Genomic DNA, 25,225 nt, shown 5'->3' on the forward strand with positions numbered 1-25,225 from the left:
CGTTAGCCGAGCTTGCCCCAACAATCAACCCGGAACACGACTTGACACGCAGAACGGAAACGGAACATACCATGCTCGAGAGCGGAACGGGGAACCCGAACGCCTTAAGGATGTTGCGACTTCATGACGCTTCACCGTGATAGACGGAGATAAACGATGGCTGTTATCGGTTTCCTGGTTTTTGCAAGCGCGCTGGCAGCGAGCGTTGCGGTGTTCTGGTTGACGCTTGTGCCGGCCTTGCCGCGGATCGTTGCGTTGCTCCGCGACGGTGTAGATCCGATGGCGACGCGACCTCCAGTTTGGATCGTCAGCGAACCTCGGCTTCGGGCGCGGATGCGGACGGTGTCGGCGGTAGCCCGGCCGAAGCTGCGCGCTGCCGCTTGACCTTTGCATAGGCGGCGATGCTGAACGGCACCGTCGCCAGATAGGCGGCACACAGGAACGTGAGCGTGTGCCATGGCGCGGAAATCAGCGCCGCGCCGAGCAACACGACGACTGCGATCGCCTCGAAGCGGATATTGGTGCGCAGTTTGAGCGACGACCAGCTGAAGGTCGCGACGCTCGACACCATCAGGATCGCCATCAACGCGACCCACGGCCCGACGATGAACGGCGAGCGCCACAGATCGAGGCCGGTCCAGAACCACAGATAGAGTGGCAACATCGCGAGCCCTGCGCCGACCGGCGCCGGTGAACCGGTGAGGAAACCAGCCGATTTGTGCGGCTGTTCGGCGACATCGATGCCAGCGTTGAAGCGTGCCAACCGCAGGGCACAAAACACCGCGAACACCAACGCGACGAGCCACCCGAAGCGCGGTACTTCCTTGAGCGACCATAAATAGAGAATCAGCGCGGGCGAGACGCCGAATGAAATCGCGTCGGACAGCGAATCGAGTTCAGCGCCGAACCGGCTCTCGCCGCGAACCATCCGCGCGATCCGGCCGTCGATCCCGTCAAGCACACTGGCGATCATCACCATCAGCACAGCGGTTTCCCACTGCTCGGCGATTGCGAAGCGAATCCCGGTAAGCCCGGAACACAAGGCCAAGGCGGTGACCGCGTTGGGCGCGACGGCCCGCAATGGCAGGCCGCGCGCAGCGGTGCGGCGCAGGGGCGTGGTCATGCGGCGATGCCCGGCAGGCCGGCGGACATTATCCGCGAAATGCTGACGCGTTCAGCCGCGCACGAACGCACATTCGGCGATGTAGCAGGCAACGCTTCGACACGCTCGACGCGAATGGCAGGCGAAGACCACCGCACAGGTGACGCTGAAACACGCTCGATCACTGCGCGATCCCGCTTGCGACGGTGCCGCCGATGCGCCCGAGAATCGTCTCGCCAGCCACGCTGCGCTGGCCGAGGACGACCTGGCACGCACAATCATCGGGCAGGAACACATCGAGCCGGCTGCCGAAGCGAATGAGACCGATCCGCTGCCCCGCCGCGATCATGTCGCCTGGCTTGACGAACGGAACGATCCGCCGCGCGAGCAGCCCGGCGATCTGGGTGAAGCCGATGCGCCGGCCGTCGCGACCCTCGACGACGATATGCTGGCGCTCATTGTCCTCGCTCGCCTTATCGAGCTCGGCGTTGACGAACTTGCCCGAGATATACACCACCTGCTTGACCGTGCCGGCGATCGGGGTGCGATTGATGTGCACGTCGAACACCGACATGAACACCGAAACGCGGATCAGCGGCGCGTCGCCGAGGCCATTCGGCCCGGCGAGCTCGCGCGGAACGGCCACGCGTTCGATCATCGAGACCAAGCCGTCGGCAGGCGAAATGATCAGACCCTCGCCCGACGGCGTGACACGAACCGGATCACGGAAGAACAAGGCGACCCACAATGCGAGCCCGAGCAGCGGCCACGTCAGGATGGGTACGAACACCCACGCGAGGAAGGCGATCAGCAGCGCGATCGCGACATATTTGCGCCCCTCGGGGTGCAGATCGGGAACGCGCCATTTCACGGCTTCGGCGGACGGGTTCAGCTTGTCGGATGGTATCATGCCGGAAACTGTAGCTCACCCCCCTCGCTGCGACAATCGCGAACCCAAAGCGCTCCGCCCTGGACCGGGTGCGGGTTGATCACCGCGCGCCATGCTCCTAGACGCTCCCCAAACCTCCCTTCAGGAAAGAGCGGAAATGGCGAAGATCAAGGTAAAGACGCCCGTCGTGGAAATCGATGGCGACGAGATGACGCGGATCATCTGGCAGTGGATCCGCGAGCGCCTGATCCTCCCCTATCTCGACATCGATCTCGAATATTACGACCTCGGCATGATGAGCCGCGACAACACCGACGACAAGATCACCGTCGACAGCGCCAAGGCGATCCAGAAGTACGGCGTCGGGGTTAAGTGCGCGACGATCACCCCCGACGAGCAGCGCGTAGAGGAATTCGGCCTCAAGAAGATGTGGAAGTCGCCCAACGGCACGATCCGCAACATCCTCGGCGGCACGATCTTCCGCGAGCCGATCGTGATCAAGAACGTCCCGCGCCTGATCCCGGGCTGGACGCACCCGATCGTCGTCGGTCGTCACGCATTCGGCGATCAGTATCGCGCGACCGATTTCCTCGTGCCCGGCCCCGGCAAGCTGCGGCTCGTGTTCGAAGGCGATGACGGCAAGGTCATCGACCGCGAGGTGTTCCAATTCCCGTCGTCGGGCGTTGCGCAGGCGATGTACAACCTCGACGACTCGATCCGCGACTTCGCACGCGCCTCGATGCATTACGGCCTCAACCTGAAGTGGCCGGTCTACCTGTCGACCAAGAACACGATCCTCAAATATTACGACGGCCGCTTCAAGGACCTGTTCGCCGAGGTCTTCGAGACCGAGTTCAAGGACAAGTTCAAGGATGCGGGCATCTCCTACGAGCATCGCCTGATCGACGACATGGTTGCGTCCGCCCTCAAGTGGCACGGCGAGTTCGTCTGGGCGTGCAAGAACTATGACGGCGACGTCCAGTCGGACCAGGTCGCTCAAGGGTTCGGCTCGCTCGGCCTGATGACCTCGGTGCTGCTCACGCCCGACGGCAAGACGGTCGAGGCGGAAGCCGCACACGGCACCGTCACGCGCCACTTCCGCCAGCACGAGCAGGGCAAGGCGACCTCGACGAATCCGATCGCGTCGATCTTCGCTTGGACCGGCGGCCTCAAGTATCGCGGCAAGTTCGACGGTACGCCCGAAGTGACCAAGTTCGCCGAGACGCTCGAGAAGGTCTGCATCCAGACGGTCGAGGACGGTCATATGACCAAGGATCTCGCGCTGCTGATCGGCCCGGAGCAGCCGTGGATGACGACGGAGCAGTTCTTCGAGCAGGTCCGCGTCAACCTCGAAGCCAAGATGGGCGAGATCACCGGCTGATACCGGCGTTCCCGGAGATGAGGAGCCCCGGGGTTGCGAGCGTCCTGCTTGCACCCCGAGCTCCTTGCTCCGAACGGTCGTCAGGTATCGGGCGGCGCGACAACAACGATCGCGCAGTTAATCGCGCTGCCTTCGGAGCACAATCGGCCGACCTCAGCGGCCCGCAACCAACAACCGGATGATGCTACCGGCCGGTTCACCGCCGATAATCAGCACATCTGTGTCAGGCATAAGCTGACAAAGCGGCCGCAAGCTGGTCTAACGGCTGCATGGCATCTCCCCTTCTCTCTTCCGGCTTCAGCGACGCGCTCGTTATCCTCGGCGCCGCGGGGTTGGTCATTCCGGCATTTGCCCGCGCGAACATCAGTCCGGTCATCGGCTTCATTCTCGTCGGCCTGCTCGTCGGGCCATTCGGGCTCGGTGCGCTCGTCAAGAGCTACCCCTGGTTGTACCACATCACGATCTCCGACCCGCACGCGATCGAACCCTTCGCCGAGTTCGGCATCGTGTTGCTGCTGTTCTCGATCGGGCTCGAGCTGTCGTTCAAGCGCTTATGGTCGATGCGCCAATTGGTCTTCGGTACGGGCGCCGCGCAGCTGATCGCGTCGGGCATTATCCTCGGAACCGGCCTGCACCTGCTGATGGGGCTGGCCTGGACGGGATCGATGGCGCTGGGGATCGCGCTTGCCCTCTCGTCGACTGCGCTGGTGTTGCCGATCGCGGGGACCGCGAGCCCGGTCGGGCGCACCGCATTCGCGATGCTGCTGTTCGAGGATCTCGCGCTCGTCCCGATCATCTTCGTGCTCGGTGCGCTCGGGCCGATGGCGGCGGCGGCGGGCTGGGCCGGATTCGTCAAGGTCGGCGGGCTCGCGGTGCTGACGGTCGCGATCCTGTTCGTGGGCGGGCGCTTGCTGCTGCCGCGGCTGTTCGCGCAAGCCGCACGCACCAAAAGCCCCGAACTGTTCCTCGCCGCCTCGCTGCTCGTCGTGATCGCCGCGAGCCTGGCGACCACCGCCGCCGGCCTTTCGCCGATCGTCGGCGCGCTGCTCGCTGGACTGCTGATCGCCGAGACCGACTATCACAGTGAAGTCGAGGTTATGACCGCGCCGTTCAAGGGCCTCGCGCTCGGCGTGTTCCTCATCACCGTCGGAATGAGTGTCGATATCGGCGCGATCCTCGCGGATTGGAGCAGCTATCTGCTCGGCATCGCGGCGGTCGTGGCGATCAAGGCGGTGGTGACCTTCGCGCTGCTGCGGCTTTCGGGTCTGGGTGGCGGGGTTGCCGCGGAAACCGGCGTGCTGATGGGCAGCCCGTCCGAGACCACGCTGATCGTGCTCGGCGCAGCGGGACAGGCGCAATTGCTGGCGCCTGGACTTACCAGCTTCTGGCAGACGGTGACCGCGATCGGCCTCACCATCACGCCGCTGCTGGCGATGCTCGGCAAGCGCGCGGCGAAGCGGATCGAGCTCCGCGGCGACACCTTGCCTGAGGCGGAGATTTCGCCGGAGGGGCCGGGCACGGTTGTGATCGGTTTCGGTCGCGTCGGTCGGATGGTGTGCGACATGCTCGCGGTGCACGGCCAGCCCTATGTCGCGGTCGAGGCTGACATCGACGCAGTGACCGCAGCGCGCGCCGAGGGATATCCGGTGATTTTCGGCGACGTGGTCCGTCCCGAGCTCGTCGACCGACTCAATCTGGGGCGCGCCAAGGCCTTGATCCTGACGATGAACGACCCGGTGCTGAGCGTGTCGATGACGCGGCGAGTGCGCGGCTGGGTGCCCGATCTGCCGATCATCGTGCGCGCACGCGATACCGCGCATGCCGCGCAGCTCTACAAGGCCGGGGCGAGCGATGCCGTGCCCGAGACGCTCGAAAGCTCGCTGCAACTGGCCGAGGCTGTGCTCACCGATCTCGGCGTCGCGGTCGGGCCCGTGATCGCCTCGATCCACGAAAAGCGCGACGAACTGCGCCAGGAGATCAAGGCGGCGGCCGAGATGGAAGTCCTGCCGCGGCTCAAGCGGGTGCGCGGCATCATCCGTACCGAAAGTAGCCCGGCCTGACGCCGACGTGCGGCCCCGCCGCGCGTTGATCCGAAACGCCGCTAATCGCGCCGCGATCGACTGAGGGCAAACCGCCATCGTTTGATGGCAATTGCAGCGGTTTGGGACCACATCCCGCCGGCTCGATCAACGGCAAACGCGCTCAACACGCGCGAGCGCATCCGAAACCGATGCAACCGGCTTTGACGCGGCCCGCCGCATGATGCGACCAGGAGCAGCGCCAACGCTCGCGCTGCCGAACCTCTCCCCGATCGACTCGATCCGACAGCCTCCGCTGCCGGCACCGGACACCCGCGTCGGGAGAGAATCGCCGGCCCGCCGTCCTGCGCCTGTGATCGCGTCGTCGCATCATCATCGCCCAGGGGGACATCATGACGTGTGGTTGCTGCATCATTCCAGAAGACATCCTGCTCCGCTTCGCATCCGATCCCGAACTGTCCGACGCGGCGCGCCAGGCGCTGCATCACACCGCCGAGATCAGCGGCCAGATCCGCGCGTTGCGCCAGCAGAACGCCGCGCTGACGCTGACCGCGCTGCGGCTGCCCCTGCCGCGCCCGCCGATCCCGTTTCCGCTGCCGCACGTGCTTCCCGCCGCGCACGTCTTCGATTGTCACCACACGACGGCGCTGCCCGGGGTGCAGGTCGCCAATCCGGCGTCGTCGCCCGACGGTCCGATCAAGCGCGCCTATGTCGAATCGGAAAATGTCGCGAAATTCTATTGGGACAATTTCAAGCGCGATTCGATCGACGGCAATCACATGACGCTCGTCTCGTCGGTCCATTACGGGGTGAAATACAACAACGCCTTCTGGAACGGCGCGCAGATGACGTACGGCGATGGCGACGGCCAGATCTTCCTCGATTTCACGCTGGGTGACGACGTGATCGCGCACGAACTGACGCATGGCGTGACCCAGCACAGCCTCGGCCTTGCCTATTCGGGCGAGGCGGGCGGGCTTAACGAGAGCATGTCCGACGTCTTCGGATCGATGTTCCGCCAATGGGAGAAGAAGCAGGTCGTCACCAAGGCCGACTGGCTGATCGGCGCCGACATCATGGGGCCGCTCTCCAAGCAGAAGGGCTTTACCTGCCTGCGCGACATGGCGGCCCCCAAGAGCCCGCACGCAATGGCGCCGCAGCCCGACCATTATTATCCCGGCATCGGCAACCTCGATCCGCATTATTCGAGCGGCCCGCCCAATCTCGCCTTCTACAAGGCGGCCCAGGCGATTGGCGGGCATTCGTGGGAAAAAGCCGGCAAGGTCTGGTACACGGCACTGACCACCGCGCCGCCGATGCCCAATATGACGATGTCCAAATTCGCCGCCCGCACCCGTAAACTTTCGACGAGCCTGTTCCCCAATGATCCTACGGTCCATAACGCTGTCGACGCTGCTTGGACTGCTGTCGGCTTGTAATCCCGGTCGGCCCGCGGCCCTCCCAATCAAGGCAATCGCGATGCGTGAGATTTCGATCGAAGGCTTTGGCGGATTCGTTGGTGCGGGAGGGCCGGCGAGCCACGTCCATCAGCGCGGCCGGCTCGACTGGTCGGCTTTGTCGGCGGCCGATCAGGCGGCGCTCGACCGGCTGTTTGCCGCGCAAGCGCGGGTCGACGCCAACCTGTTCTATCGTCTGACGCGGGTTGGCGCAGGCGGGACCGAGACGGTCGATGCCCTGCCCGACCAGATCCCGCCCGCGCTCTTGGCGAGCGTGCAGACGACGCTCGACTGAGGGCGCGACGACGCTGGAGGTGGGGCGGGACGGCTGGCGTTACGCCGCCAGCGCCGCCTTGACCGCGTCGACCGCCTCGCCACCCTTGGCGCCATCGGGGCCGCCGCCTTGCGCCATGTCCGGGCGACCGCCGCCGCCCTGACCGCCGAGCGTGGCGACGGCGATCTTGAGCAGATCGACCGCACTGCGCGTCGCCACCAGATCGGCGGTGACGCCGACCGCGACCGAGGCGCGACCGTCATTGACCGCGACGATCATCGCGACGCCCGAGCCGAGGCGTTGTTTCATGTCGTCGACCGTGCCGCGCAAGCCCTTCGGGTCGAGCCCCTCGACCACTTGGCCGAGAAACGCGACGTCGCCGATCATCTCGGGACCAGCGGGCGCCGCCCCTGCCCCACCACCGAGCGCGAGCGCCTTCTTGGCCTCGGCGAGTTCGCGCTCGAGGCGACGGCGATCTTCGACCAAAGCGGCGACGCGCGCCGGCACTTCATCGGGCGACGATTTGAGCGCGGTCGCGGCTTCGCGGAGCTTCTCGTCGCGGCCGGTGAAATAGGCGCGCGCAGCCTCTCCGGTGAGTGCCTCGACGCGGCGGATCCCCGAGGACACGGCGCCTTCGCCGACCACCGCGAACAGGCCGATATCGCCGAGCGCGCGGACGTGCGTGCCGCCGCACAGCTCGAGCGAGTAGGTCTTGTCGACCCCGTCCTCCTTGGCGGTCCCCATCGACACGACGCGGACTTCGTCGCCGTACTTTTCGCCGAACAGCGCCATCGCGCCTTCCTCGATCGCTTCGTCGGGCGTCATCAGCCGCGTCGCGACGGGCGAGTTGCCGCGGATGTGGTGGTTCACGTCGGCCTCGACCAAGGCGAGTGCGGCGGCGTCGATCGCGCTCGGCTGCGAGAAATCGAAGCGCAGGCGTTCGGGCGCAACCAGGCTGCCCTTCTGCGCGACGTGGAGGCCGAGCCGCTGGCGCAGCGCCTCGTGCAGCAGATGCGTCGCGCTGTGGTTGGCGCGGATACGGTCGCGGCGCGCGCGGTCGATCGTCAAGTGGAGCGCGTCACCGACGGCGATCTCGCCTTCCGTGATCGTGGTGGCGTGCGCGAACAGGCGACCGAGATACTTCCGCGTATCCTCGACCTGGCCCACTACGCCCGGCGCGGTGAGCGTGCCGGTGTCGCCGACCTGACCGCCGCTCTCGGCGTAGAAAGGGGTCTGGTTGAACAGGATCTCGACGCTCTCTCCCGCAACGGCGCGCTCGACGCGCGCGCCGTCCTTGACGATCGCGACGACCTGGCCCTCGCCTTCCTCGGCGGTGTAGCCGATAAATTCGGTGCTGCCGGTCGCCTCGGCGATGTCGAACCACACGTCATCGGAGGCGCGCTGGCCCGAGCCCTTCCAGGCGGCGCGCGCGGCGCGCTTCTGCTCGGCCATCGCGGTGTCGAAGCCCGCGCGGTCGATGCCGAAGCCCTGTGCGCGGAGAGCGTCCTCGGTCAGATCGTAGGGGAAGCCGAACGTGTCGTAGAGCTTGAACGCGGTCTCGCCGGGCAGCGTCGCGCCCGCTTCCATGCTCGCAGTCGCTTCGTCGAGCAGGCGCAGGCCGTTGACCAGCGTGCGGCGGAACTGCGTTTCCTCCTGCAGCAGCGTCGATTCGATCGACGCCTGTGCGCGGACGAGCTCGGGGTACGCCGCGCCCATTTCCGCCACTAGCGCGGGCACGAGCCGATGCATCAACGGCTCCTTCGCGCCGAGCAAATGCGCGTGGCGCATCGCGCGGCGCATGATCCGGCGCAGCACATAGCCGCGGCCCTCGTTCGACGGCAGCACGCCGTCGGCGACGAGAAAGCCCGACGAGCGGAGGTGATCGGCGATCACGCGGTGGCTCGCCTGCGTGCTCGGCGTCAACGCCGCGCCCGATTGCGCGACCGAGGCGCCGATCAGCGCCTTGAACGTATCGGTGTCATAATTGTCGTGGACGCCCTGCAGCACCGCCGCGACGCGCTCGAGCCCCATGCCGGTGTCGATCGACGGCTTGGGCAGCGCGGTGCGCGTGCCGTCGGCCGATTGCTCGAACTGCATGAAGACGAGATTCCAGATCTCGACGAAGCGGTCGCCATCCTCGTCGGGGCTGCCGGGAGGACCACCGGGAATGTGGTCGCCATGATCGAAGAAGATCTCCGAGCACGGACCGCATGGGCCGGTGTCGCCCATCGACCAGAAATTGTCGTTGGTCGCGATGCGGATGATGCGCTCTTCGGGGAGTCCGGCGATGCGGCGCCACAGGTCGAACGCCTCGTCGTCGGTGTGATAGACGGTGACGGTCAGCCGGTTCGGGTCGATCCCCCATTCCCTGGTCAGCAAATTCCAGGCGAGCGTGATCGCGCGCTCCTTGAAATAATCGCCGAACGAGAAATTGCCGAGCATCTCGAAGAAGGTGTGGTGGCGCGCAGTATAGCCGACATTGTCGAGGTCGTTATGCTTGCCGCCGGCGCGCACGCACTTCTGCGACGAGGTGGCGGTGACATAGGGCCGCGATTCGAGCCCGGTGAAGACGTTCTTGAACGGCACCATCCCGGCATTGACGAACATCAGCGTCGGATCGTTCTGCGGCACGAGCGGCGCCGAGGCGACCTTGGCGTGGCCGTTGGCCGCGAAATAGTCGAAGAAGCTGCGACGGATGTCGTTGGTGGAAACCGGGATCGAGAGCGAAGGCTGGGTCATGCGCCGTGGCTTAGGCGAGCGCGCGGCTTAGCTCAAGCCGGGGGGGGGCGGTTGGTCTTGGCGCGATCACAGGATTCCGATCTCGTGGAGCCAGCGTTCGGCAAGCGACGGCCACATGTCGACCGGGTGCCCGGTGCGACGCAGCGCGAAAGCGTGATCGCCTTTTGCAAAGAGGTGCAGTTCGGCCGGCACACCGGCTGCATCGAGCGCGCGCGCATACATCGTGCTGTTGCAGACCGCGTCGGTGCGATCATCCCAGTTCTGCACGATGAAGGTCGGCGGGGTGCGTTTCGTCACCCGAATCGTTGGGTTGAAGCGCGTGTCGCGCATGCAGAGATGCCCGGGATAGGCGGCGATCGCGAAGTCGGGTCGGCTGCTGACACGGTCGATCGCATCAACTGGGCGATAGGCGGGCGTGAAGATATTGCTCGTTTGCGCGACGAGGTAGCCGCCCGCGGAGAAACCGATCACGCCGATCTTGGCGGGGTTTACCCCGAACTCCGCGGCGCGGGCGCGGACCGTCCGAATCGCACGCTGCGCATCCTGCAACGCGCGGAGCACCTTTGGCGTAACCTGGCAGTGGCAATCGCCGTCGCCATAGGTGTCGGTCTTAGGCACGCGGTATTTGACTAGGATGCAGATAATCCCCTTCGCGGTCATCCAGTCGCAGATCTCCGTGCCCTCGAGGTCGATCGCCAGCACCTGAAAGCCGCCGCCGGGGAAGACCAGCATGGCAGCGCCAGAGCCGGGACGGCCTGGCCGGAACAGGGTGAGCGTCGGTGTCGAGACGTTGAACACGCCCGTCACTGGGCGCCCTTCGAAGCGGTGCGGATTGGTGCTCGTCTCGCGGTGCTCGGGCGGCAGCGCGAAGCCAGCCATGTCGGGGGCGCCGTGCGGCCAGAGCGGGACTTGCTTCGTCCCGGCCGGTGGCTGCCAGACGCCGAAGGTCCTGACCGCGACGGGTTCGGCGGGCGCGGTACTCGATGCGAGCGCTCCCGCTGCCAGCCCGAGCGCGGCGATCAGGCCTGCCGCCAATCCGCGATGCATCGGCATCATCTTGTGGCCCCTTTAGCCCAATGGCGCATCAAGCGAGGACGGCGGGACGCTGAACCATTTCGGCCCCGCCGCGGTCATGTGGAAGCAATCCTCGATCCGGACGCCGAACTTGCCCGGCAGATACAGACCCGGTTCGTCGGAGAAGCACATCCCCTCGGCCAGCCTGGTCGTCTCGCCGTGAACGAGGTTGACCGGCTCGTGCCCGTCGAGCCCGATGCCGTGGCCGGTGCGGTGCGAAAGCCGGGGAGCGCGTAGCGCGGGCCGTAGCCGAGCGAGGTGTAATAGGCGCGGACCGCATCGTCGACCGCGCCTGCCGGTGTGCCGAGCTGCGCCGCGGCGAAGGCTTTCGCCTGGCCGGTCCGGACCTGCTCCCACACCGTGCGCTGCTCCTTGCTCGCCGCGCCGTAGACGAAGGTGCGCGAGACGTCGGATTGGTAGCCCTGCACCGCGCAGCCGCAGTCCATCAGCACGACCTGCCCGTCGGCGACGATCTGCGGGTCGCGGCTGCCGTGCGGGAAGGCGGCGGCGGGGCCGATCAGGACGAGCGCGAATTCGGGGTCGCCGCCGAGCTGCACCGTCGCGGCGTTCATCAGCGCGGCCACGTCGGCGGGCTTCATGCCCTTTTCGACGCGCGGCCAGGTCCAGCGATACGCGGCGATGGTGACGTCGGTTGCCGCCTGCATCAGCGCGATCTCGGCGGCGGTCTTGCGCATCCGCACGCCGCGCACGACCGGGTTGGCGCTGACGATCTTCGCGCCCGGCAGCGCATGCGCGAGGCCGTCGACCGCGAAGTAGCGCACCGTCTCCTCGATCCCGATCGGCCGGCCGCTAAGCTTACGGTCGCGCAGGAAACCGGCGACGAGTTTGGCGGGATCCTCATCCTCCTGCCAGACACGGACTTCTGCTGGGACGCCGAGCGTCTGGCGGACCGAGGGTTCCTCGAAGAACGGCGTGACGATGCACGGCTCGCCCTCGACCGGCAGGATCGCCGCGGTGAGGCGTTCGCTGCGGTGCCAGGTGACGCCGGTGAAATAGATCAAGCTCGAGCCCGATTCGATCAGCACCGCGCCGAGGCCGGTGGCGCGCATCAGGGCTTGCGCACGCTCGATCCGGGCGCGGCGTTCGGCCGGGCCGATCGGCGCGGTGGCGGTGGTCAGCGAGCGCAGGCCCGAAAGGTCGGGCGCAGCCGCGCGGACGACGGCCGCCGACAGAATGGGGAGCGCCGCGGCGGCGCCGACGAGCGCGCGACGGGTGATCGGGCTGCCTGAAGTCGACGCGGTTCGGTTCTGATCGGCCATGCTCGCACTCCCCAATTCAGGCACGTGTCTGCCAGCCCAGCCAGCGCCTCGCAACGCCTTGCGTGGCGGTGCGCGCTTGACCGGGCGCGCATTCTCCCCTTGATGAACGGGAAAGACCAAAACGGGGCGACACGTGGCGAAACGGCTGACTAGCGATATCCTGATCGGGCTGGTGCTCGGGTTGATCGTCGGCTGGGCGATCCATTTCCAGATCGCCGACGGCACCCCCGCAGCGACCGCGCGGCTGAAGGACATCGGTGCGGGCTTCTCGATCGTCACGACGATCTTCCTGCGGCTGATCAAGATGATCATCGCGCCGCTCGTATTCTCGACGCTCGTCGTCGGGATCGCGCATATGGGCGACATCGCCGCGCTCGGCCGCGTCGGGGGCCGCACGATGGCGTGGTTCGTCACCGCCTCGCTCGTCTCGCTCTCGCTGGGGCTTTTGCTGTTCCACGGGATCGAGGCGGTGATCGACCTGGTCGCGCCGGGAACGGGCTTCGGCTTCAAGCTGCCGCCGCCCGCCGCCTCGGTCGGGCTCGATGAAAAGGCGTTCAACCTTACCAACTTCATCACGCATATCGTCCCCTCGTCGATCGTCGAGGCGATGGCGACCAACGAGATCATCCAGATCGTGCTGTTCTCGGTGTTCGCCGGGGTCGCGCTGACCGCGATCGGGGAGAAGGGCGAACCGATCGTGCGCGGCGCCGAGGCGCTCGCCGCGATGATGCTGCAGATCACCGATTACGTGATGCGCTGCGCGCCGATTGCGGTGTTCGCGGCGATCACTGCGACGATCACGGTGAATGGCCTTGGGATCTTGTGGTCGCTCGGGCTGTTCGTCGGTGGCTTCTATCTAGGGCTGGCGACACTCTGGCTGCTGCTGTTCGGCGCGGCGTTCGTGTTCATCGGGCCGCGCGCCTTTGGCCTCGCGCGCTATATCCGCGAGCCGATCCTGCTGGCGTTTTCGACCGCGTCGTCCGAGGCGGCGTATCCGCGCACGCTCGAGGCGCTCGACCGCTTCGGCGTGCCGCGGCGGATCTCGAGCTTCGTCCTGCCGCTGGGGTATTCGTTCAACCTCGACGGGTCGATGATGTACATGACCTTTGCGACGCTGTTCATCGCGCGGGTCTACGGGATCGATCTGCCGCTCGGCACGCAGATCGTGATGCTGCTCGTGCTGATGATCACTTCGAAGGGGATCGCCGGCGTGCCGCGCGCGTCGCTCGTCGTGATCGCGGCGGTGATGGGGCAGTTCGGGATCCCCGAGGCGGGGCTGCTGCTGATCCTGCCGGTCGACCAGTTCCTCGACATGGGCCGCTCGGCGACCAACGTCGTCGGCAATGCGGTGGCAACGACCGTGGTGGCGAAGTGGGAGGGCGCGCTCGGCGAGCCGCAGGCGGCGGAGATCGAACCGCCGCACGCGCCGCATCGGGCTTAGCGCTTACCGCACCATTCCTTCCTGCGGTCACCCCGGCCTTGTGGCGGGGTCTACGGTGCCGCGCGTGCTACGACGGCAGGAGCGGGATCACGGTGGACCCCGGGACGAGCCCGGGGTGACGGGTATTGGGGGTCGCCCCCGTCTTCACGCGTAGGCGTAGGGTCCGCCCTTTTCGAGCGCTGCCTGATAGGCCGGGCGGGCATGGATCTTGTCGAGCCAGGCGATCGTCGCTGGCCGGCTGTCGTCGAGCCCGGCGCGGCTCTTTGCGGCTTCGAGCGGGAAGCTCATCATGATGTCGGCGCCGGTTAGCTGGTCACCCGCGAACCACGGCCGCTTGGCGAGTTCGGATTCGACATAATCGAGATGGACGTCGATCATCGGCTGGACGCGCTTGGCCGCCGATGCGCCGATCACCGGGATGCGATTGAGCACGAGCAGCAGCAGCAACGGCGGCATCACCGACCCCTCGGCATAATGCAGGAACTGGCGATAGCGCAGCACGTCGTCGCGGTGCGCCGGCGGCCCGAGCTTCCCGTCGGCATATTCGACCAGATAGTCGATGATCGCGCCGGTCTCGACCAGCGTCTGCCCGGCGGCGTTGTCTTCGAGGATCGGCGACTTGCCGAGCGGATGGACGCGCTTCAGCTCGGGCGGGGCGAGCATCGTCTTGGCGTCGCGCTCGTAGCGCTTGATCTCATAGGGCAGCCCGAGCTCCTCGAGCATCCACAGGATGCGTTGCGAGCGCGAGTTGTTGAGATGGTGGACGATGAGGGTCATGCGCGCGCTCCGGTGGTGGACAGGATCAACCGATCGTAACGCGCAACGCGGAACGTCGCACTAAAGTCGCACCATCGTGGTGCTTGCCTCATCGCGACGACCCGACCGTCATGGGGCGGTCCGACATCGGACGCTGCTCGGGCGGAGGGGTGGGCCCCGGCACAAGGCCGGGGTGACGATAGCGTAGTTTTCGATCGGCGCCTGATCCTGTGAAGCGCCTGCCGGTTGACGAGCCCGCCATAGCAAAGGCCCGCCATTGCTGGCGGGCCTTCCCGGTTTTGCGACGACCAACCAAAGCCGCCTGTAGAAAGAACGCGGCCGAGCCCTGCCGCCGCTCCCTGCCCCGGACCAAGCCGGCCCGGAACGGATCTCACATCTCGGGCTCGTCCCCGTCGTCGGGCTCGCCGCCGACCATCATTTCCTCGGCGACCTTGTCGGTGCGCGCGCGAATCGAGGCTTCGAGCCGGTCGGACATTTCGGGATGTTCCTTGAGGAACGTCTTCGAATTCTCGCGGCCCTGGCCGATGCGGACGCTGTCGTACGAGAACCAGGCACCCGACTTCTCGACCAGCCCGGCCTTGACGCCGAGATCGAGGATCTCACCGATCTTCGACACGCCCTGCCCGTACATGATGTCGAATTCGACCTGCTTGAACGGCGGCGCGACCTTGTTCTTGACGACCTTGACGCGCGTCGTGTTGCCGATGATCTCGTCGCGATCCTTGATCTGCCCGGTGCGGCGGATGTCGAGGCGGACCGAGGCGTAGAACTTGAGCGCGTTGCCGCCGGTCGTCGTCTCGGGGTTGCCGTACATCACGCCGATCTTCATGCGCAGCTGGTTGATGAAGATCACCATGCAGCGCGAACGGCTGATCGAGCCAGTCAGTTTCCGCAAGCTCTGCGACATCAAGCGCGCCTGCAGACCAACATGGCTGTCGCCCATCTCACCTTCGATTTCGGCGCGCGGCACCAAGGCCGCGACCGAATCGACGACAAGCACGTCGATCGCGTTCGAGCGAACGAGCGTGTCGACGATCTCGAGCGCCTGCTCGCCGGTGTCGGGCTGCGAGACGATCAGCTCGTCGATGTTGACGCCGAGCTTCTTGGCATAGACTGGGTCGAGCGCGTGCTCAGCGTCGACGAACGCTGCGGTGCCGCCGGTCTTCTGCGCTTCGGCGATCACGTGGAGCGCGAGCGTCGTCTTGCCCGACGATTCGGGACCGTAAATCTCGATCACGCGCCCGCGCGGCAAGCCGCCGACGCCGAGCGCGATGTCGAGGCCGAGCGAGCCGGTGGAGATCACCTCGACCTGCATCGTCTGCTTCGACCCGAGCTTCATCGCCGAGCCCTTGCCGAACGCGCGATCGATCTGCGCAAGCGCTGCCTCGAGCGCCTTTGCGCGTTCGTCCTTGGCCTTTTCGGCGGCCTTGTCCGTGGATGCTGCCATTTTGCTGTCGATGACCTTCAAAGATACCGCCATTGGTAGCTCCCGTCGCTAGACCGAACGCCTCATGCGTTCAATGCGTGACAGCGATGTATCGCATTTGTTCTGTGAGAACAAGTGTGGAACGACGGTGCTTTTCCGAGGGTCGTAGGACAGGTTAACACCGCAGGTTATGGCATCCCGCCGCCGCCCGCCGCGCCATAGACGTGGCCGGTGGTGTAGCTGGCGCCGTTTTCGGCGAGCAGAACGTAGATTCCGGCGAGCTCGGCGGGCTGGCCGGGTCGGCCGAGCGGCGTCATGCTGCCGAAGCTCTCGAGCTTCTCCATCGTCGCGCCACCCGATACCTGGAGCGGCGTCCAGATCGGCCCCGGCGCGACGCCGTTGACGCGGATGCCGCGCGGGGCGAGTTGCTTCGCCAGGCTGCGGACGTAGTTCGTCGTCGCGGCCTTGGTCATCGCATAGTCGTAGAGATCCTTCGACGGGTCGGTCGCCTGTTCGGAGGTCGTGCCGATGATCGCCGAGCCGGGCTTGAGATGCGGCAGCGCGGCCTTGATGATCCAGAACGGCGCATAGATGTTGGTCTTCATCGTCGCGTCGAAATCCTCGCTCGATACGTCGAGGATCGAGGCGCGGGTCTGCTGGCGCGCGGCGTTGCTGACGAGGATGTCGAGCCCGCCAAGCTCCTTGACCGCGGTCTCGACCAGCTTCTGGCAGAAGGCCTCGCTGCGCAGATCGCCGGGGATGGCGACCGCCTTGCGGCCCGCCTCGCGGATCAACGCGACCACAGCGCGCGCATCCTCCTCCTCGGCGGGGAGATAGTTGATCGCGACGTCGGCGCCTTCGCGCGCATAGGCGATCGCAGCTGCCGCACCCATGCCCGAATCACCGCCGGTGATGAGCGCCTTGCGGCCGAGCAGACGACCCGAGCCGCGATAGCTCTGCTCGCCATTGTCGGGCTTGGGGGTCATCTTCGACGACAGGCCGGGCCATGGCTGCGACTGCTTTTCGAACGGCGGCTTAGGCCCGCTCCGCGGATCCTTGAGCCCCGCCGCGGGCGCTGCCCCGGCGGGCGTTCCTGGCGTCTTGGCAAAGGCCGAGCCGGTCGCAGCGGTCGCGACGCCGAGCGCAGCACCGCCCACGACGGCCCGGCGGGAAACGGAGGATTCATCGTTGCTGCTCATGGGTCGGTCTCGCTCGCTATCAAAGGTCGAGCGGGTAACTCATGGCGTCTGCACGCGGTTCACAAACAAGCCGGGTTTATTCGGCTAACCTCAATCAAGCCGCGCTGGCGGTGCCCAACGCATCGAGCGCCTTCGACACGCCGTCCATCGTGAACGGCTTGGGCAAGGTCGGGCGGTCGCGGAACTGCTCGGCGACGGTATCGTGCGATCCGCCGGTGGCGAAAACGAACGGGATACCCTTTTGCGCAAGCACTTCGGCGATCGGAAAGCTCTTCTCGCCGCCGCGCAGATTGACATCGAGGATCGCCGCATCGACACCGCCATCCGCGATGATCGCGACCGCGCCCTCCACGGTATCGGCCGAGCCCGCGACGGATTTACCAAGCACATCGAGGAAATCCTCGATCATCATGGCAATAAGGGGCTCGTCTTCGACGATCAGGATACTCTGGGCGCTCATTGTGTGCCTTTAGCGTCCTGGAACGCCGTCCGCCAAGTCATTTCGCACGAAGCACGTCGCGCGTCGCCTCGGCGAGCTCCTGGACCGAGAAGGGCTTGGCAAGGAAGGCAACATTGTCGAGATCGATCGACTTGCGGATCGTTTCCTCGGCATAGCCCGACATGAACAGGATCGGCAGGTCGGGATAGCGCGCACGCACCTGGCGGACGAGCGTCGGCCCGTCCATCAACGGCATCATGACGTCGGAAATCAGCAGATCGGGGCGATCGCAGCGGGCCAGCAGCTCGAGCGCCGCCTCGCCATGCTCGGCGGTGAGCACGGTATAGCCCTGCCGCGCGAGCGCGCGTTCGGCGACGGCGCGGACCATGTCCTCGTCCTCGACCAGCAGAATCGTGCCGCTGCCCCACAGATCGGCGGGCTTTTCGCGCGGGAGCGCCTTGGCCGGCGTCGCGTCGACCAGCGCGCCCGCGGTGTGGACCGGCAAATAGATCGTGAAGACTGCGCCCGATGTGCCCTTGGGCCCGCTCTTGACGGTATCGGCGAAGATCCAGCCGCCCGATTGCTTGACGATGCCGTAGACGGTCGACAGCCCAAGCCCGGTGCCCTTCCCCACTTCCTTGGTGGTGAAGAACGGCTCGAAGATCTTGGGCAGGATGTCAGGCGGAATGCCGCCGCCGGTGTCGGCCACTTCGAGCACGACATAATCCGCGGCCGGCAGAATGTCCGAGCCGAGCTTGCGCACTTGCGCCGCGGTGACCGCGTAGGTCTGGATCGTCAGCGTGCCGACGCCGCGCGGATCCTTGGCGATCATCGCGTCGCGCGCATTGACCGCGAGGTTGACGACGACCTGTTCGAGCTGCCCCGGATCGGCGCGCACCGGCGACAGGTTGCGGCCGTGCTTCACCGTCAGCGTGACGGTCTCGCCGAGCAGCCGCTTTAGCAGCGTCGAGACTTCGGAAATGACGTCGGGCAGCTGCAGCACTTGCGGGCGCAACGTCTGCTGGCGCGAGAAGGCGAGCAATTGCCGCGTCAGGCTCGCTGCGCGGTTCGAATTGGCGCGGATCTGCTGGATGTCGTCATAATCGCTGTCGCCGGGCGAATGGCGCATCAGCATCAAGTCGCAATGCCCGATGATCGCGGTGAGGATATTGTTGAAATCGTGCGCGACGCCGCCGGCGAGCTGCCCGACCGCCTGCATCTTGGTCGCTTGCGCGACCTCGCGCTTGAGCCGCGTCTCCTCGCTATTGTCCTTGAGGCTGAGCAGTACCGCCGAATCGCCCAGCCCCCGCGCGCCCGCGATCGACAAGGCGACGGGTTCGTCGGGATGGTCCCTCAACCGCACCGCGAGGTCGGTCGAATGCGTTGCGCCCCCGGCGAAGCGGCGGATCGCATCGGCGACGACGCCCTTGTCCTCGCGCACCAGCAGATCGCCCGGATAGATCGGCGGGCTCGCCGGATCGACCGCGGCGGCGCGCGCGAAGGCGTCGTTCATCTGCAGGAAGCGGCCATCGCCGCCGATCAGCGCGACGCCGAACGGCATCAGCGACACGAGGCTGCGGATATGCGCGCTCGCGCTCTCGCCGATCGCGGCGTGGCCTTCCTCTTCGTCGATCAGCGCGACGAGCATCGGCGCGTCTTCGCCATCGAGGAACGGGATCTGCAGCACGCGCAACGGATTGCGCGTCAGCCCCTCGCGCTCGAAGCGCGCCATGCCTTGCGCGTCGGTTATGAGGAAACGCGCGAAATCGCGCCCGATGATCGCGCCGTCCTCCTGCCCCATCGCGCGCGAACGCAGCACGCGGTTGGCGGCGCGGATCCGGCCGTCGGGGTTGATCAGCGCAGCCATGATCCCGGCGCTGCCGAGCCGGTCGCCCGTCGCACCGGCGATGAGGTTTTCCATCGTCTTGGCGAGATCGAGCCCTTGCGAGGCGAAGAAGCGCCAGACGAGCAGATTCTCGTCCTCGCCGACGCGCGTGACATCGGCCGAGAGCGCCGCGCCCTTGACGACCAGGCGATCGACGCTCGCCGCGCCATCGCGCCACGCCGCGCGCCCGGCGCTGCCGAGCCGATCGACCCCGCCCGCGTCGAGCGGCAGGCCGGGCGGTGTCGGAAAACCGCCGAACAGCGCTTCGTAGCGGTCGTTCGCACAGACGAGCCGCCCAGCGCGGTCGGTCACCGCGATCGCGTCGGGGCTGCTTGCCGCGAGCGCGCGCGCAACGCTCCAATCGGGTTCGATCGCGGTGCTGGCCGTTGCCGGGAACAGCCGGCGCGCTGCGATCAACCCGCCTGTCACGACGAGCGCCGCTGCGGCGAAAGCCGCAGCGATCACAAGGCTGTGGAGAATGCCGAGGATGACCAAGGCGGCCGCCAGACCACAGCCGAGCGCAATCAGAGCGGCGCTGCGTGTGGCGGTGGCGTGGGGGGGCGCAGGTAGCGGGACCATCGCATCATGCTGTGAGCGCTGCACGGCCCGCGTCAAGGCTTAAGCGGCGGGGCGCCGCGGATCGGTCGCGATGCGCGACAAGCAGTCGATCGAAAAAGGAGGCCCCAGCGCGCTGCGCCGGGGCCTCCAGGCATTTTACCAGACCTTCACGCGCTCGGCAGGCGCGAGGTACATCTTGTCGCCGGGCTTTACGCCGAACGCGGCGTACCAGGCGTCGACGTTGCGCACTTCCATCGTGCGGAACGGACCCGGCGAATGCGGATCGCTCAGCAACTGCGAGCGCAGCGCGGGCTCGCGGAACTTGATCCGCCAGACCTGCGCATAGCCGAGGTAGAAACGCTGGTCGCCGGTCAGCCCGTCGATCACCGGCGCGGGCTTGCCGCCGAGCGAGCGATGATAGGCGTCGTACGCAAGCGCGAGGCCAGCGAGATCGGCCATGTTCTCGCCGAGCGTCAGCCCGCCGCGGATGTGCTGGCCGGGGAGCGGCTCGTACGCGTCATACTGCTTGACCAGTTGGTCGGTCATCGCGGTGAAGCGCGCGACGTCCTGCGGCGTCCACCATTCCTTCAAGGCGCCGGTCGGATCGAACTTGCGGCCCTGATCGTCGAAGTGATGGCTGAGCTCGTGGCCGATAACGACACCGATGCCGCCATAGTTGACCGCGGGATCGGCCTTCGCGTCGAAGAACGGCGGCTGGAGGATCGCCGCCGGGAAGACGATCTCGTTCATCGGCGGGTTGGCATAGGCGTTCACCGTCATCGGGGTCATGCCCCATTCGGTACGGTCGATCGGCTGGCCGAGCTTGTGCAGGTCGCGCTGATACTCGAACTGGTTCGCTGCGGCGACGTTGCCGACGAGATCGTCACGCTTGACCTGCACCGCGGTGTAATCGCGCCACTTGGTCGGATAGCCGATCTTGGGGGTGAAAGCGGCGAGCTTGGCGTGCGCCTTGACCTTGGTCTCGGGCGCCATCCAGGTCAGCTTGTCGATCCGCGTGCCCATCGCCGAGATGATGTTCTTGACGAGCTGATCGGCGGACGCCTTCGATGCCGGCGGGAAATAAGCCGCGACATATTGCTGGCCGATCTCTTCGCCGAGCGCGCCCGACACGGTCGAGACGCCGCGCTTCCAGCGCACCGGCTGCTGCGGCGCGCCGCTCAGCACGGTGCCGTAGAACGCGAAATTGGCATCGTTGATCGGCTTGGACAGATACCCCGCATACGAGCGCATCGTGCGCAGGATCAGGAAGTCCTGGACGACCTGCACGGGGGCATCGGCGAACGCCTTGGCCTCACCCGCGATCGCGCTCGGCATCCCGACGATATAGTTCGCCTGGCCCGCAGCCCCGGCCGCCTGGAAATAGGCCGCCCACGGGAAGCCCGCGGCCTTGCCGTCGAAGTCGGCGGGGAGATATTTGTTGTACGTCAGATCGGCGTTGCGCGACTTGACGCGGTCCCAATGCGCCTCGGCGAGCGTCTTCTCGAACGCGAACACGGCGGCGGCGCGCTGTGCGGCATTGTCCTGCCCGGCAAGGCCGAGCATCGTTGCCTGATACGCTTGATATTTGGTGCGCGTGTCGGCGAGCTTGGGGTCGTCCTTGAGATAATAATCGCGGTCGGGGAGACCGAGGCCGCCCTGATAGACATGGACGATATAGTTCTCGGGAGCCTTGTCGTCCTGCCCGACGCCGACGCCGAACAGGCCGCCGACGCCACGCTGCTGGAGCTTGGCCATCTCGGTCGCGAGTGCGGCCTTGTCCTTGGCGGCCTTGATTTCGCCGATCCATGGCTGGATCGGCGCGATGCCCTTCGCGTTGACCGCGGCTTCGTCCATGAAGCTCGCGTAGAAATCGCCAATCTTGTTGCCCGGCGTCTGCGTCGCCTTGTCGAGGATGATGCGCGTCCGCTCGAGCGAGCGATCGGCCAGCGCGTTGAACATCCCGTAGGTCGCCTTGTCGTCGGGGATCTGCGTCTTGGCTTCCCACGCGCCGCCGGCATATTTGGCGAAATCGTCGCCGGGCTTTACTGCGCTATCCATGCCGGCGGTATCGATGCCGAAGCTACCGATCTCGGCGCCGGTGCTTGCGCTCGGCGCAACGACAGGCTTGGGCTTGCTCGTCTGGGCGTAGGTTACGCCCCCCGCAGCGGCCGATGCCAGCAGCGAGAGTGTTAGGAGCGAAAACCGCATACAAATGTATCCTTCCTGAACCGTATTGCCGCGTGTTGTACCGCTATGACACGGCCAGTCAAATCGTTCTTGTCGCCCCGCCGCGATGCGCGCGCGCGCGCCATTTCCGTGCGATCCGCAGCCGCCAGACGAGGCTCGTCACGCCGTAACCCGCCACCGAGAGCCCGATCGCCAGGATCACCAGCCCGACGATGGTCGCGGGGCCGCCATGCGACACCAGCCAGTGCAGCCAGCTCGCATTCGCCGCGACGTTGCTCGCGATCGGCGCGCCGGGAACATCGCGGTCGAGCCGCAGCACCCAATGGCCGATCTCGTACGCGCTCCAGAACAGCGGGACGGTGGTCAGCGGATTGTGGAGCAGCGTCGTGCCGACTGCCACGGGCACGTTCGCGCGCACCGGTAGCGCGGTCAGCGCGGCAAGCGGCATATGCGCCAGGGGAAAGAGGATGCCGGTGAACAGCCCGAGCGCGACGCCGCGCGGCACCGAGCGGCGCGTGAAGCGCCACAGCGACGGTGCAAGGATGCGGTGCGAGACGGGGCGGAGAAAGCGATTCGCCTCGATACTGTCGCGCGTCGGCACATGACGGCGCGCCCAGCCCGTCGCACGGGCAACGGGTCCGCCGCGCGCCACGCGATCAGCCACGGTCGCGCATGATCCGGCCCTGCTCACGCTTCCAGTCGCGCTCTTTGATCGAGTCGCGCTTGTCGTGATCCTTCTTGCCCTTGGCGAGCGCGAGCTCGATCTTGGCGCGGCCCTTCGAGTTGAAATAGACCATCAGCGGCACGAGCGTCATGCCCTCGCGGTTGACCGCGCCGTGCATCTTGTTGATTTCGCGCTCCTTGAGAAGCAATTTGCGGACGCGCTTGGGCTCATGGTTGTAGCGGTTGCCGTGGCTGAATTCCGGCACGTTCGAATTGATCAGCCAGACCTCGCCGTCCTTCACCTCGGCATAGCTCTCGGCGATCGAGCCGGTGCCGCTGCGCAGCGACTTCACCTCGGTACCCGTCAGCGCGATTCCCGCTTCGTACACCGTCTCGATGTAATAATCGTACCGTGCGCGCCGGTTCTCGGCGACGATCTTGGTCTTTTCGAAGAGCGGGGGTTTCGGACGTGCCATGGGAGCCGCGATGTAGGCGTTGCCGCGACGAAACAAAAGCCATGCGGACAATTTAGCCGACGCGCGCAAGCAAAGCGCGCGCGAAGCCCCTATCTTAAGGTTTGGGTGCAATGGCCGCTCGCGTGATTGCCCGATCCAGTGTAGAGTTTCGCTATGTCCGATTTCGCCGCTCCCAAATTCGCGACCCACAGCTTCCCGATCGCGATCGACGCTGCCGACATTGATTTCATGGGCCACGTCAACAATGCCTCGTATCTCAAATGGGTGCAGGACGCGGTGGTCAGCCACTGGCAGCGCTTCGCGCCGAGCGAGGCGGTGGCGACGCACGCCTGGGTCGCGCTCAAGCACGAGATCACTTATCGCAAGCCGACCTTCCTCGACGACGAGGTGATCGCGACGGTGCTGCTCGAAAAGGTGCAGGGCGCGCGCGCTTTCTACGAGACGGTGATCAAGCGCGGCGAGGACGTGCTCGCCGAAGTCAAGTCGAGCTGGTGCTGCCTCAACGTCGAGACGATGCGCCCGGCAAGGCTGGCGCAGGGCGTGATCGACCGGTTCTTCGCCAAGGATTGAGGCTTTTTCGTAAGAGCTCGAGCCCACACCCCCCACCGTCACCCCGGCCTCGTGCCGGGGTCCACCGGGCCGGGCGTCATGCCGGTAGTGGATCGAGACCGAAGCCAACCGCGAGATCGTTCCAAGCAGGGTTCTCAGATTCGATGAGGTTCCGCTTCCAATCTCGGCGATAGCGCTTGAGTTGTTTCTCGCGCATGATCGCGGATTCCATCGTTCCCGCGACCTCAAAGTACACGAGCCGGAGTATCCCATACCTCTTCGTGTGCCCGTCGAAAGTACCGGAGCGATGTTGGAGCACGCGACCAATTAGATTCGACGTCACGCCGACATAGACCGACCCGTTGTACCGGGACGCCAGAATATAGACGCACGGGGTTCGCTCGATCGTAATGCGGTGAACGTTGCCGCACGGTGGACCCCGGCACAAGGCCGGGGTGACAATCGTGTGAGGCGTTAGATCCCGGCCGCAGCCAACCCTGCATCGACCACACGCTGGCTCGCTTCGCTCGGCCAAGTCATCGGCAGGCGCAGCGCCGTCGGGAAATCCGGGCGGACCTTGTTCACCGCATATTTCACCGGCCCGGGCGAGGCATCGGTGAAGAGCGACACGTGCAGCGCGAACAGCCGGTCGTGCAGTTCGAGCGCGAGCGTATAGTCCCCTGCCCCGCACGCCGCCTGGAACTCCGCGCACAACCGCGGCGCGACGTTCGCCGTCACCGAGATGCACCCGATCCCGCCCGTCGCATTGAACGCGAGCGCCATGTCGTCATTGCCCGAAAGCTGCTCGAACCCCTCGGGGCACGCCGCGCGCTGCGCCGACACGCGCTGGATCACGCCCGTCGCATCCTTGATGCCGATCACGCTCGGCATGGCGTGCGCAATCCGCGCGACGGTCTCGACCGCAATGTCGGTCACGGTGCGGCCCGGCACGTTGTACAGCACGATCGGCAGGTCGCACGACCCCGCCACCGCTTCGAAATGCCGGAAGATGCCCTCCTGATTGGGCCGGTTGTAATAGGGCGGGACCATCAGCGCCGCGTCGGCACCTGCCGCCTTGGCGGCCTTGATGTTGTGGATCGCGACGCGCGTGTCGTTCGACCCCGCGCCCGCCAACACCGGCACGCGGCCGCGCGCTTGGTCGACGCAGACCGCGACGATCGCGAAATGCTCCTCGGCGGTCAGCGTCGCTGCCTCGCCCGTCGTGCCGCACGGCACCAGCCCGGCCGAGCCCTCGGCGATCTGCCACTCGATGAAATCGCGATAGGCGCGCTCGTCGAAACTGCCGTCAGCGGCGAACGGCGTGACCAACGCCGGGATCGATCCCGAAAACATAGCGAATTGCTCCTGCGAACCGAATTTCGTCGCATTT

The 25,225-nt window shown here is 66.2% G+C and carries 20 protein-coding genes and 1 pseudogene; 6 read left to right on the top strand and 15 right to left on the bottom strand.

What is annotated here, in order from left to right:
- Positions 1-307: 307 nt before the first annotated feature.
- Together QN347_RS07920 and QN347_RS07925 are read right to left on the bottom strand one after the other, a co-directional pair.
- On the bottom strand, positions 308-1,123 hold the full coding sequence (locus tag QN347_RS07920) for a CDP-alcohol phosphatidyltransferase family protein (RefSeq protein ID WP_189674834.1): 816 nt from the start codon (positions 1,121-1,123) through the stop codon (positions 308-310).
- Positions 1,124-1,283: 160 nt separating this feature from the next.
- Positions 1,284-2,012 carry a phosphatidylserine decarboxylase gene (locus QN347_RS07925; RefSeq protein ID WP_322163638.1) on the bottom strand — a complete coding sequence of 243 codons (729 nt, stop codon included), beginning with the start codon at positions 2,010-2,012 and terminating at the stop codon, positions 1,284-1,286.
- Positions 2,013-2,148: 136 nt separating this feature from the next.
- Here QN347_RS07925 and QN347_RS07930 point away from each other — a divergent pair, with 136 nt between their 5' ends.
- The 4 genes from QN347_RS07930 (at position 2,149) to QN347_RS07945 (ending at position 7,163) form a co-directional block, all read left to right on the top strand.
- Positions 2,149-3,372, top strand: a complete 1,224-nt coding sequence (locus QN347_RS07930) for an NADP-dependent isocitrate dehydrogenase (RefSeq protein ID WP_322163636.1) — start codon at positions 2,149-2,151, stop codon at positions 3,370-3,372.
- Positions 3,373-3,641: 269 nt separating this feature from the next.
- A complete protein-coding gene (locus QN347_RS07935) occupies positions 3,642-5,432 on the top strand; it encodes a cation:proton antiporter (RefSeq protein WP_322163634.1) in 1,791 nt (596 codons plus the stop codon).
- Between the two features lie 371 nt (positions 5,433-5,803).
- Entirely contained in the window at positions 5,804-6,850 is a 1,047-nt protein-coding gene (locus QN347_RS07940) for a M4 family metallopeptidase (protein WP_322163633.1), read from the top strand.
- A gap of 40 nt (positions 6,851-6,890) precedes the next feature.
- The gene (locus tag QN347_RS07945) at positions 6,891-7,163 is read left to right on the top strand and encodes a hypothetical protein (RefSeq protein WP_133188520.1); all 273 of its coding nucleotides are present in this window, start codon (positions 6,891-6,893) and stop codon (positions 7,161-7,163) included.
- A 39-nt stretch (positions 7,164-7,202) separates the two neighbouring features.
- On the opposite strand, the gene alaS is transcribed toward QN347_RS07945, so the two are convergent.
- The 3 genes and pseudogenes from alaS to QN347_RS07960 all read right to left on the bottom strand — a co-directional run bounded on the left by alaS (position 7,203) and on the right by QN347_RS07960 (position 12,235).
- A complete protein-coding gene (alaS, locus tag QN347_RS07950) occupies positions 7,203-9,881 on the bottom strand; it encodes an alanine--tRNA ligase (RefSeq protein WP_322163630.1) in 2,679 nt (892 codons plus the stop codon).
- A gap of 66 nt (positions 9,882-9,947) precedes the next feature.
- Positions 9,948-10,937, bottom strand: a complete 990-nt coding sequence (locus QN347_RS07955) for an alpha/beta hydrolase (protein ID WP_323494008.1) — start codon at positions 10,935-10,937, stop codon at positions 9,948-9,950.
- Positions 10,938-10,949: 12 nt separating this feature from the next.
- Positions 10,950-12,235 (bottom strand): annotated as a pseudogene (locus QN347_RS07960) (M24 family metallopeptidase).
- Between the two features lie 133 nt (positions 12,236-12,368).
- Here QN347_RS07960 and QN347_RS07965 point away from each other — a divergent pair.
- Positions 12,369-13,676, top strand: coding sequence for a dicarboxylate/amino acid:cation symporter (locus QN347_RS07965; RefSeq protein ID WP_322163626.1), 1,308 nt, complete (start codon positions 12,369-12,371; stop codon positions 13,674-13,676).
- Positions 13,677-13,820: 144 nt separating this feature from the next.
- Here the strand turns inward: QN347_RS07965 and QN347_RS07970 are convergent, their stop codons facing one another.
- From QN347_RS07970 to smpB, 8 genes are all read right to left on the bottom strand, one after another.
- On the bottom strand, positions 13,821-14,453 hold the full coding sequence (locus QN347_RS07970) for a glutathione S-transferase (RefSeq protein ID WP_322163625.1): 633 nt from the start codon (positions 14,451-14,453) through the stop codon (positions 13,821-13,823).
- Positions 14,454-14,823: 370 nt separating this feature from the next.
- Positions 14,824-15,933 carry a recombinase RecA gene (gene recA / locus QN347_RS07975; RefSeq protein ID WP_029625358.1) on the bottom strand — a complete coding sequence of 370 codons (1,110 nt, stop codon included), beginning with the start codon at positions 15,931-15,933 and terminating at the stop codon, positions 14,824-14,826.
- A 134-nt stretch (positions 15,934-16,067) separates the two neighbouring features.
- Complete coding sequence (locus QN347_RS07980) at positions 16,068-17,078, bottom strand: SDR family oxidoreductase (RefSeq protein ID WP_189674843.1); 1,011 nt, start codon at positions 17,076-17,078, stop codon at positions 16,068-16,070.
- A gap of 94 nt (positions 17,079-17,172) precedes the next feature.
- Positions 17,173-17,538, bottom strand: a complete 366-nt coding sequence (locus tag QN347_RS07985) for a response regulator (protein ID WP_189674844.1) — start codon at positions 17,536-17,538, stop codon at positions 17,173-17,175.
- 37 nt (positions 17,539-17,575) lie between these two features.
- On the bottom strand, positions 17,576-19,981 hold the full coding sequence (locus tag QN347_RS07990) for a response regulator (RefSeq protein ID WP_322163622.1): 2,406 nt from the start codon (positions 19,979-19,981) through the stop codon (positions 17,576-17,578).
- 135 nt (positions 19,982-20,116) lie between these two features.
- Positions 20,117-22,168 (bottom strand): M13 family metallopeptidase, encoded by a 2,052-nt coding sequence (locus QN347_RS07995; protein WP_189674846.1) that lies wholly within the window; start codon positions 22,166-22,168, stop codon positions 20,117-20,119.
- A 58-nt stretch (positions 22,169-22,226) separates the two neighbouring features.
- On the bottom strand, positions 22,227-22,811 hold the full coding sequence (locus tag QN347_RS08000) for a DUF2062 domain-containing protein (protein ID WP_189674847.1): 585 nt from the start codon (positions 22,809-22,811) through the stop codon (positions 22,227-22,229).
- Positions 22,804-23,286: an SsrA-binding protein SmpB gene (smpB, locus tag QN347_RS08005; protein WP_010186783.1), complete on the bottom strand. Its 483-nt coding sequence runs from the start codon at positions 23,284-23,286 to the stop codon at positions 22,804-22,806. Before smpB ends, QN347_RS08000 begins: the two co-directional genes overlap by 8 nt.
- Before the next feature lie 153 nt (positions 23,287-23,439).
- On the opposite strand from smpB, the gene QN347_RS08010 reads away from it, so the two are divergent.
- Complete coding sequence (locus QN347_RS08010; protein ID WP_133188542.1) at positions 23,440-23,856, top strand: acyl-CoA thioesterase; 417 nt, start codon at positions 23,440-23,442, stop codon at positions 23,854-23,856.
- Positions 23,857-23,932: 76 nt separating this feature from the next.
- Here the strand turns inward: QN347_RS08010 and QN347_RS08015 are convergent, their stop codons facing one another.
- Positions 23,933-24,241, bottom strand: a complete 309-nt coding sequence (locus QN347_RS08015) for a GIY-YIG nuclease family protein (protein ID WP_416194526.1) — start codon at positions 24,239-24,241, stop codon at positions 23,933-23,935.
- Between the two features lie 68 nt (positions 24,242-24,309).
- Positions 24,310-25,188, bottom strand: coding sequence for a 4-hydroxy-tetrahydrodipicolinate synthase (dapA, locus tag QN347_RS08020; protein WP_322163619.1), 879 nt, complete (start codon positions 25,186-25,188; stop codon positions 24,310-24,312).
- Positions 25,189-25,225: the final 37 nt, after the last annotated feature.

Origin of the sequence: Sphingomonas sp. 10B4 (assembly GCF_035019905.1) — a bacterium.
In the GTDB taxonomy this organism is placed as follows: Bacteria; Pseudomonadota; Alphaproteobacteria; order Sphingomonadales; family Sphingomonadaceae; genus Sphingomonas; species Sphingomonas glacialis.

What these genes read in the sequence shown, in the direction of transcription:
- QN347_RS07920 (WP_189674834.1), bottom strand. Translation starts at nt 1,123, where the DNA reads ATGACCACGCCCCTGCGCCGCACCGCTGCGCGCGGCCTGCCATTGCGG.
- QN347_RS07925 (WP_322163638.1), bottom strand. Translation starts at nt 2,012, where the DNA reads ATGATACCATCCGACAAGCTGAACCCGTCCGCCGAAGCCGTGAAATGG.
- QN347_RS07930 (WP_322163636.1), top strand. Translation starts at nt 2,149, where the DNA reads ATGGCGAAGATCAAGGTAAAGACGCCCGTCGTGGAAATCGATGGCGAC.
- QN347_RS07935 (WP_322163634.1), top strand. Translation starts at nt 3,642, where the DNA reads ATGGCATCTCCCCTTCTCTCTTCCGGCTTCAGCGACGCGCTCGTTATC.
- QN347_RS07940 (WP_322163633.1), top strand. Translation starts at nt 5,804, where the DNA reads ATGACGTGTGGTTGCTGCATCATTCCAGAAGACATCCTGCTCCGCTTC.
- QN347_RS07945 (WP_133188520.1), top strand. Translation starts at nt 6,891, where the DNA reads ATGCGTGAGATTTCGATCGAAGGCTTTGGCGGATTCGTTGGTGCGGGA.
- alaS (WP_322163630.1), bottom strand. Translation starts at nt 9,881, where the DNA reads ATGACCCAGCCTTCGCTCTCGATCCCGGTTTCCACCAACGACATCCGT.
- QN347_RS07955 (WP_323494008.1), bottom strand. Translation starts at nt 10,937, where the DNA reads ATGATGCCGATGCATCGCGGATTGGCGGCAGGCCTGATCGCCGCGCTC.
- QN347_RS07970 (WP_322163625.1), bottom strand. Translation starts at nt 14,453, where the DNA reads ATGACCCTCATCGTCCACCATCTCAACAACTCGCGCTCGCAACGCATC.
- recA (WP_029625358.1), bottom strand. Translation starts at nt 15,933, where the DNA reads ATGGCGGTATCTTTGAAGGTCATCGACAGCAAAATGGCAGCATCCACG.
- QN347_RS07980 (WP_189674843.1), bottom strand. Translation starts at nt 17,078, where the DNA reads ATGAGCAGCAACGATGAATCCTCCGTTTCCCGCCGGGCCGTCGTGGGC.
- QN347_RS07985 (WP_189674844.1), bottom strand. Translation starts at nt 17,538, where the DNA reads ATGAGCGCCCAGAGTATCCTGATCGTCGAAGACGAGCCCCTTATTGCC.
- QN347_RS07990 (WP_322163622.1), bottom strand. Translation starts at nt 19,981, where the DNA reads ATGGTCCCGCTACCTGCGCCCCCCCACGCCACCGCCACACGCAGCGCC.
- QN347_RS07995 (WP_189674846.1), bottom strand. Translation starts at nt 22,168, where the DNA reads ATGCGGTTTTCGCTCCTAACACTCTCGCTGCTGGCATCGGCCGCTGCG.
- smpB (WP_010186783.1), bottom strand. Translation starts at nt 23,286, where the DNA reads ATGGCACGTCCGAAACCCCCGCTCTTCGAAAAGACCAAGATCGTCGCC.
- QN347_RS08010 (WP_133188542.1), top strand. Translation starts at nt 23,440, where the DNA reads ATGTCCGATTTCGCCGCTCCCAAATTCGCGACCCACAGCTTCCCGATC.
- dapA (WP_322163619.1), bottom strand. Translation starts at nt 25,188, where the DNA reads ATGTTTTCGGGATCGATCCCGGCGTTGGTCACGCCGTTCGCCGCTGAC.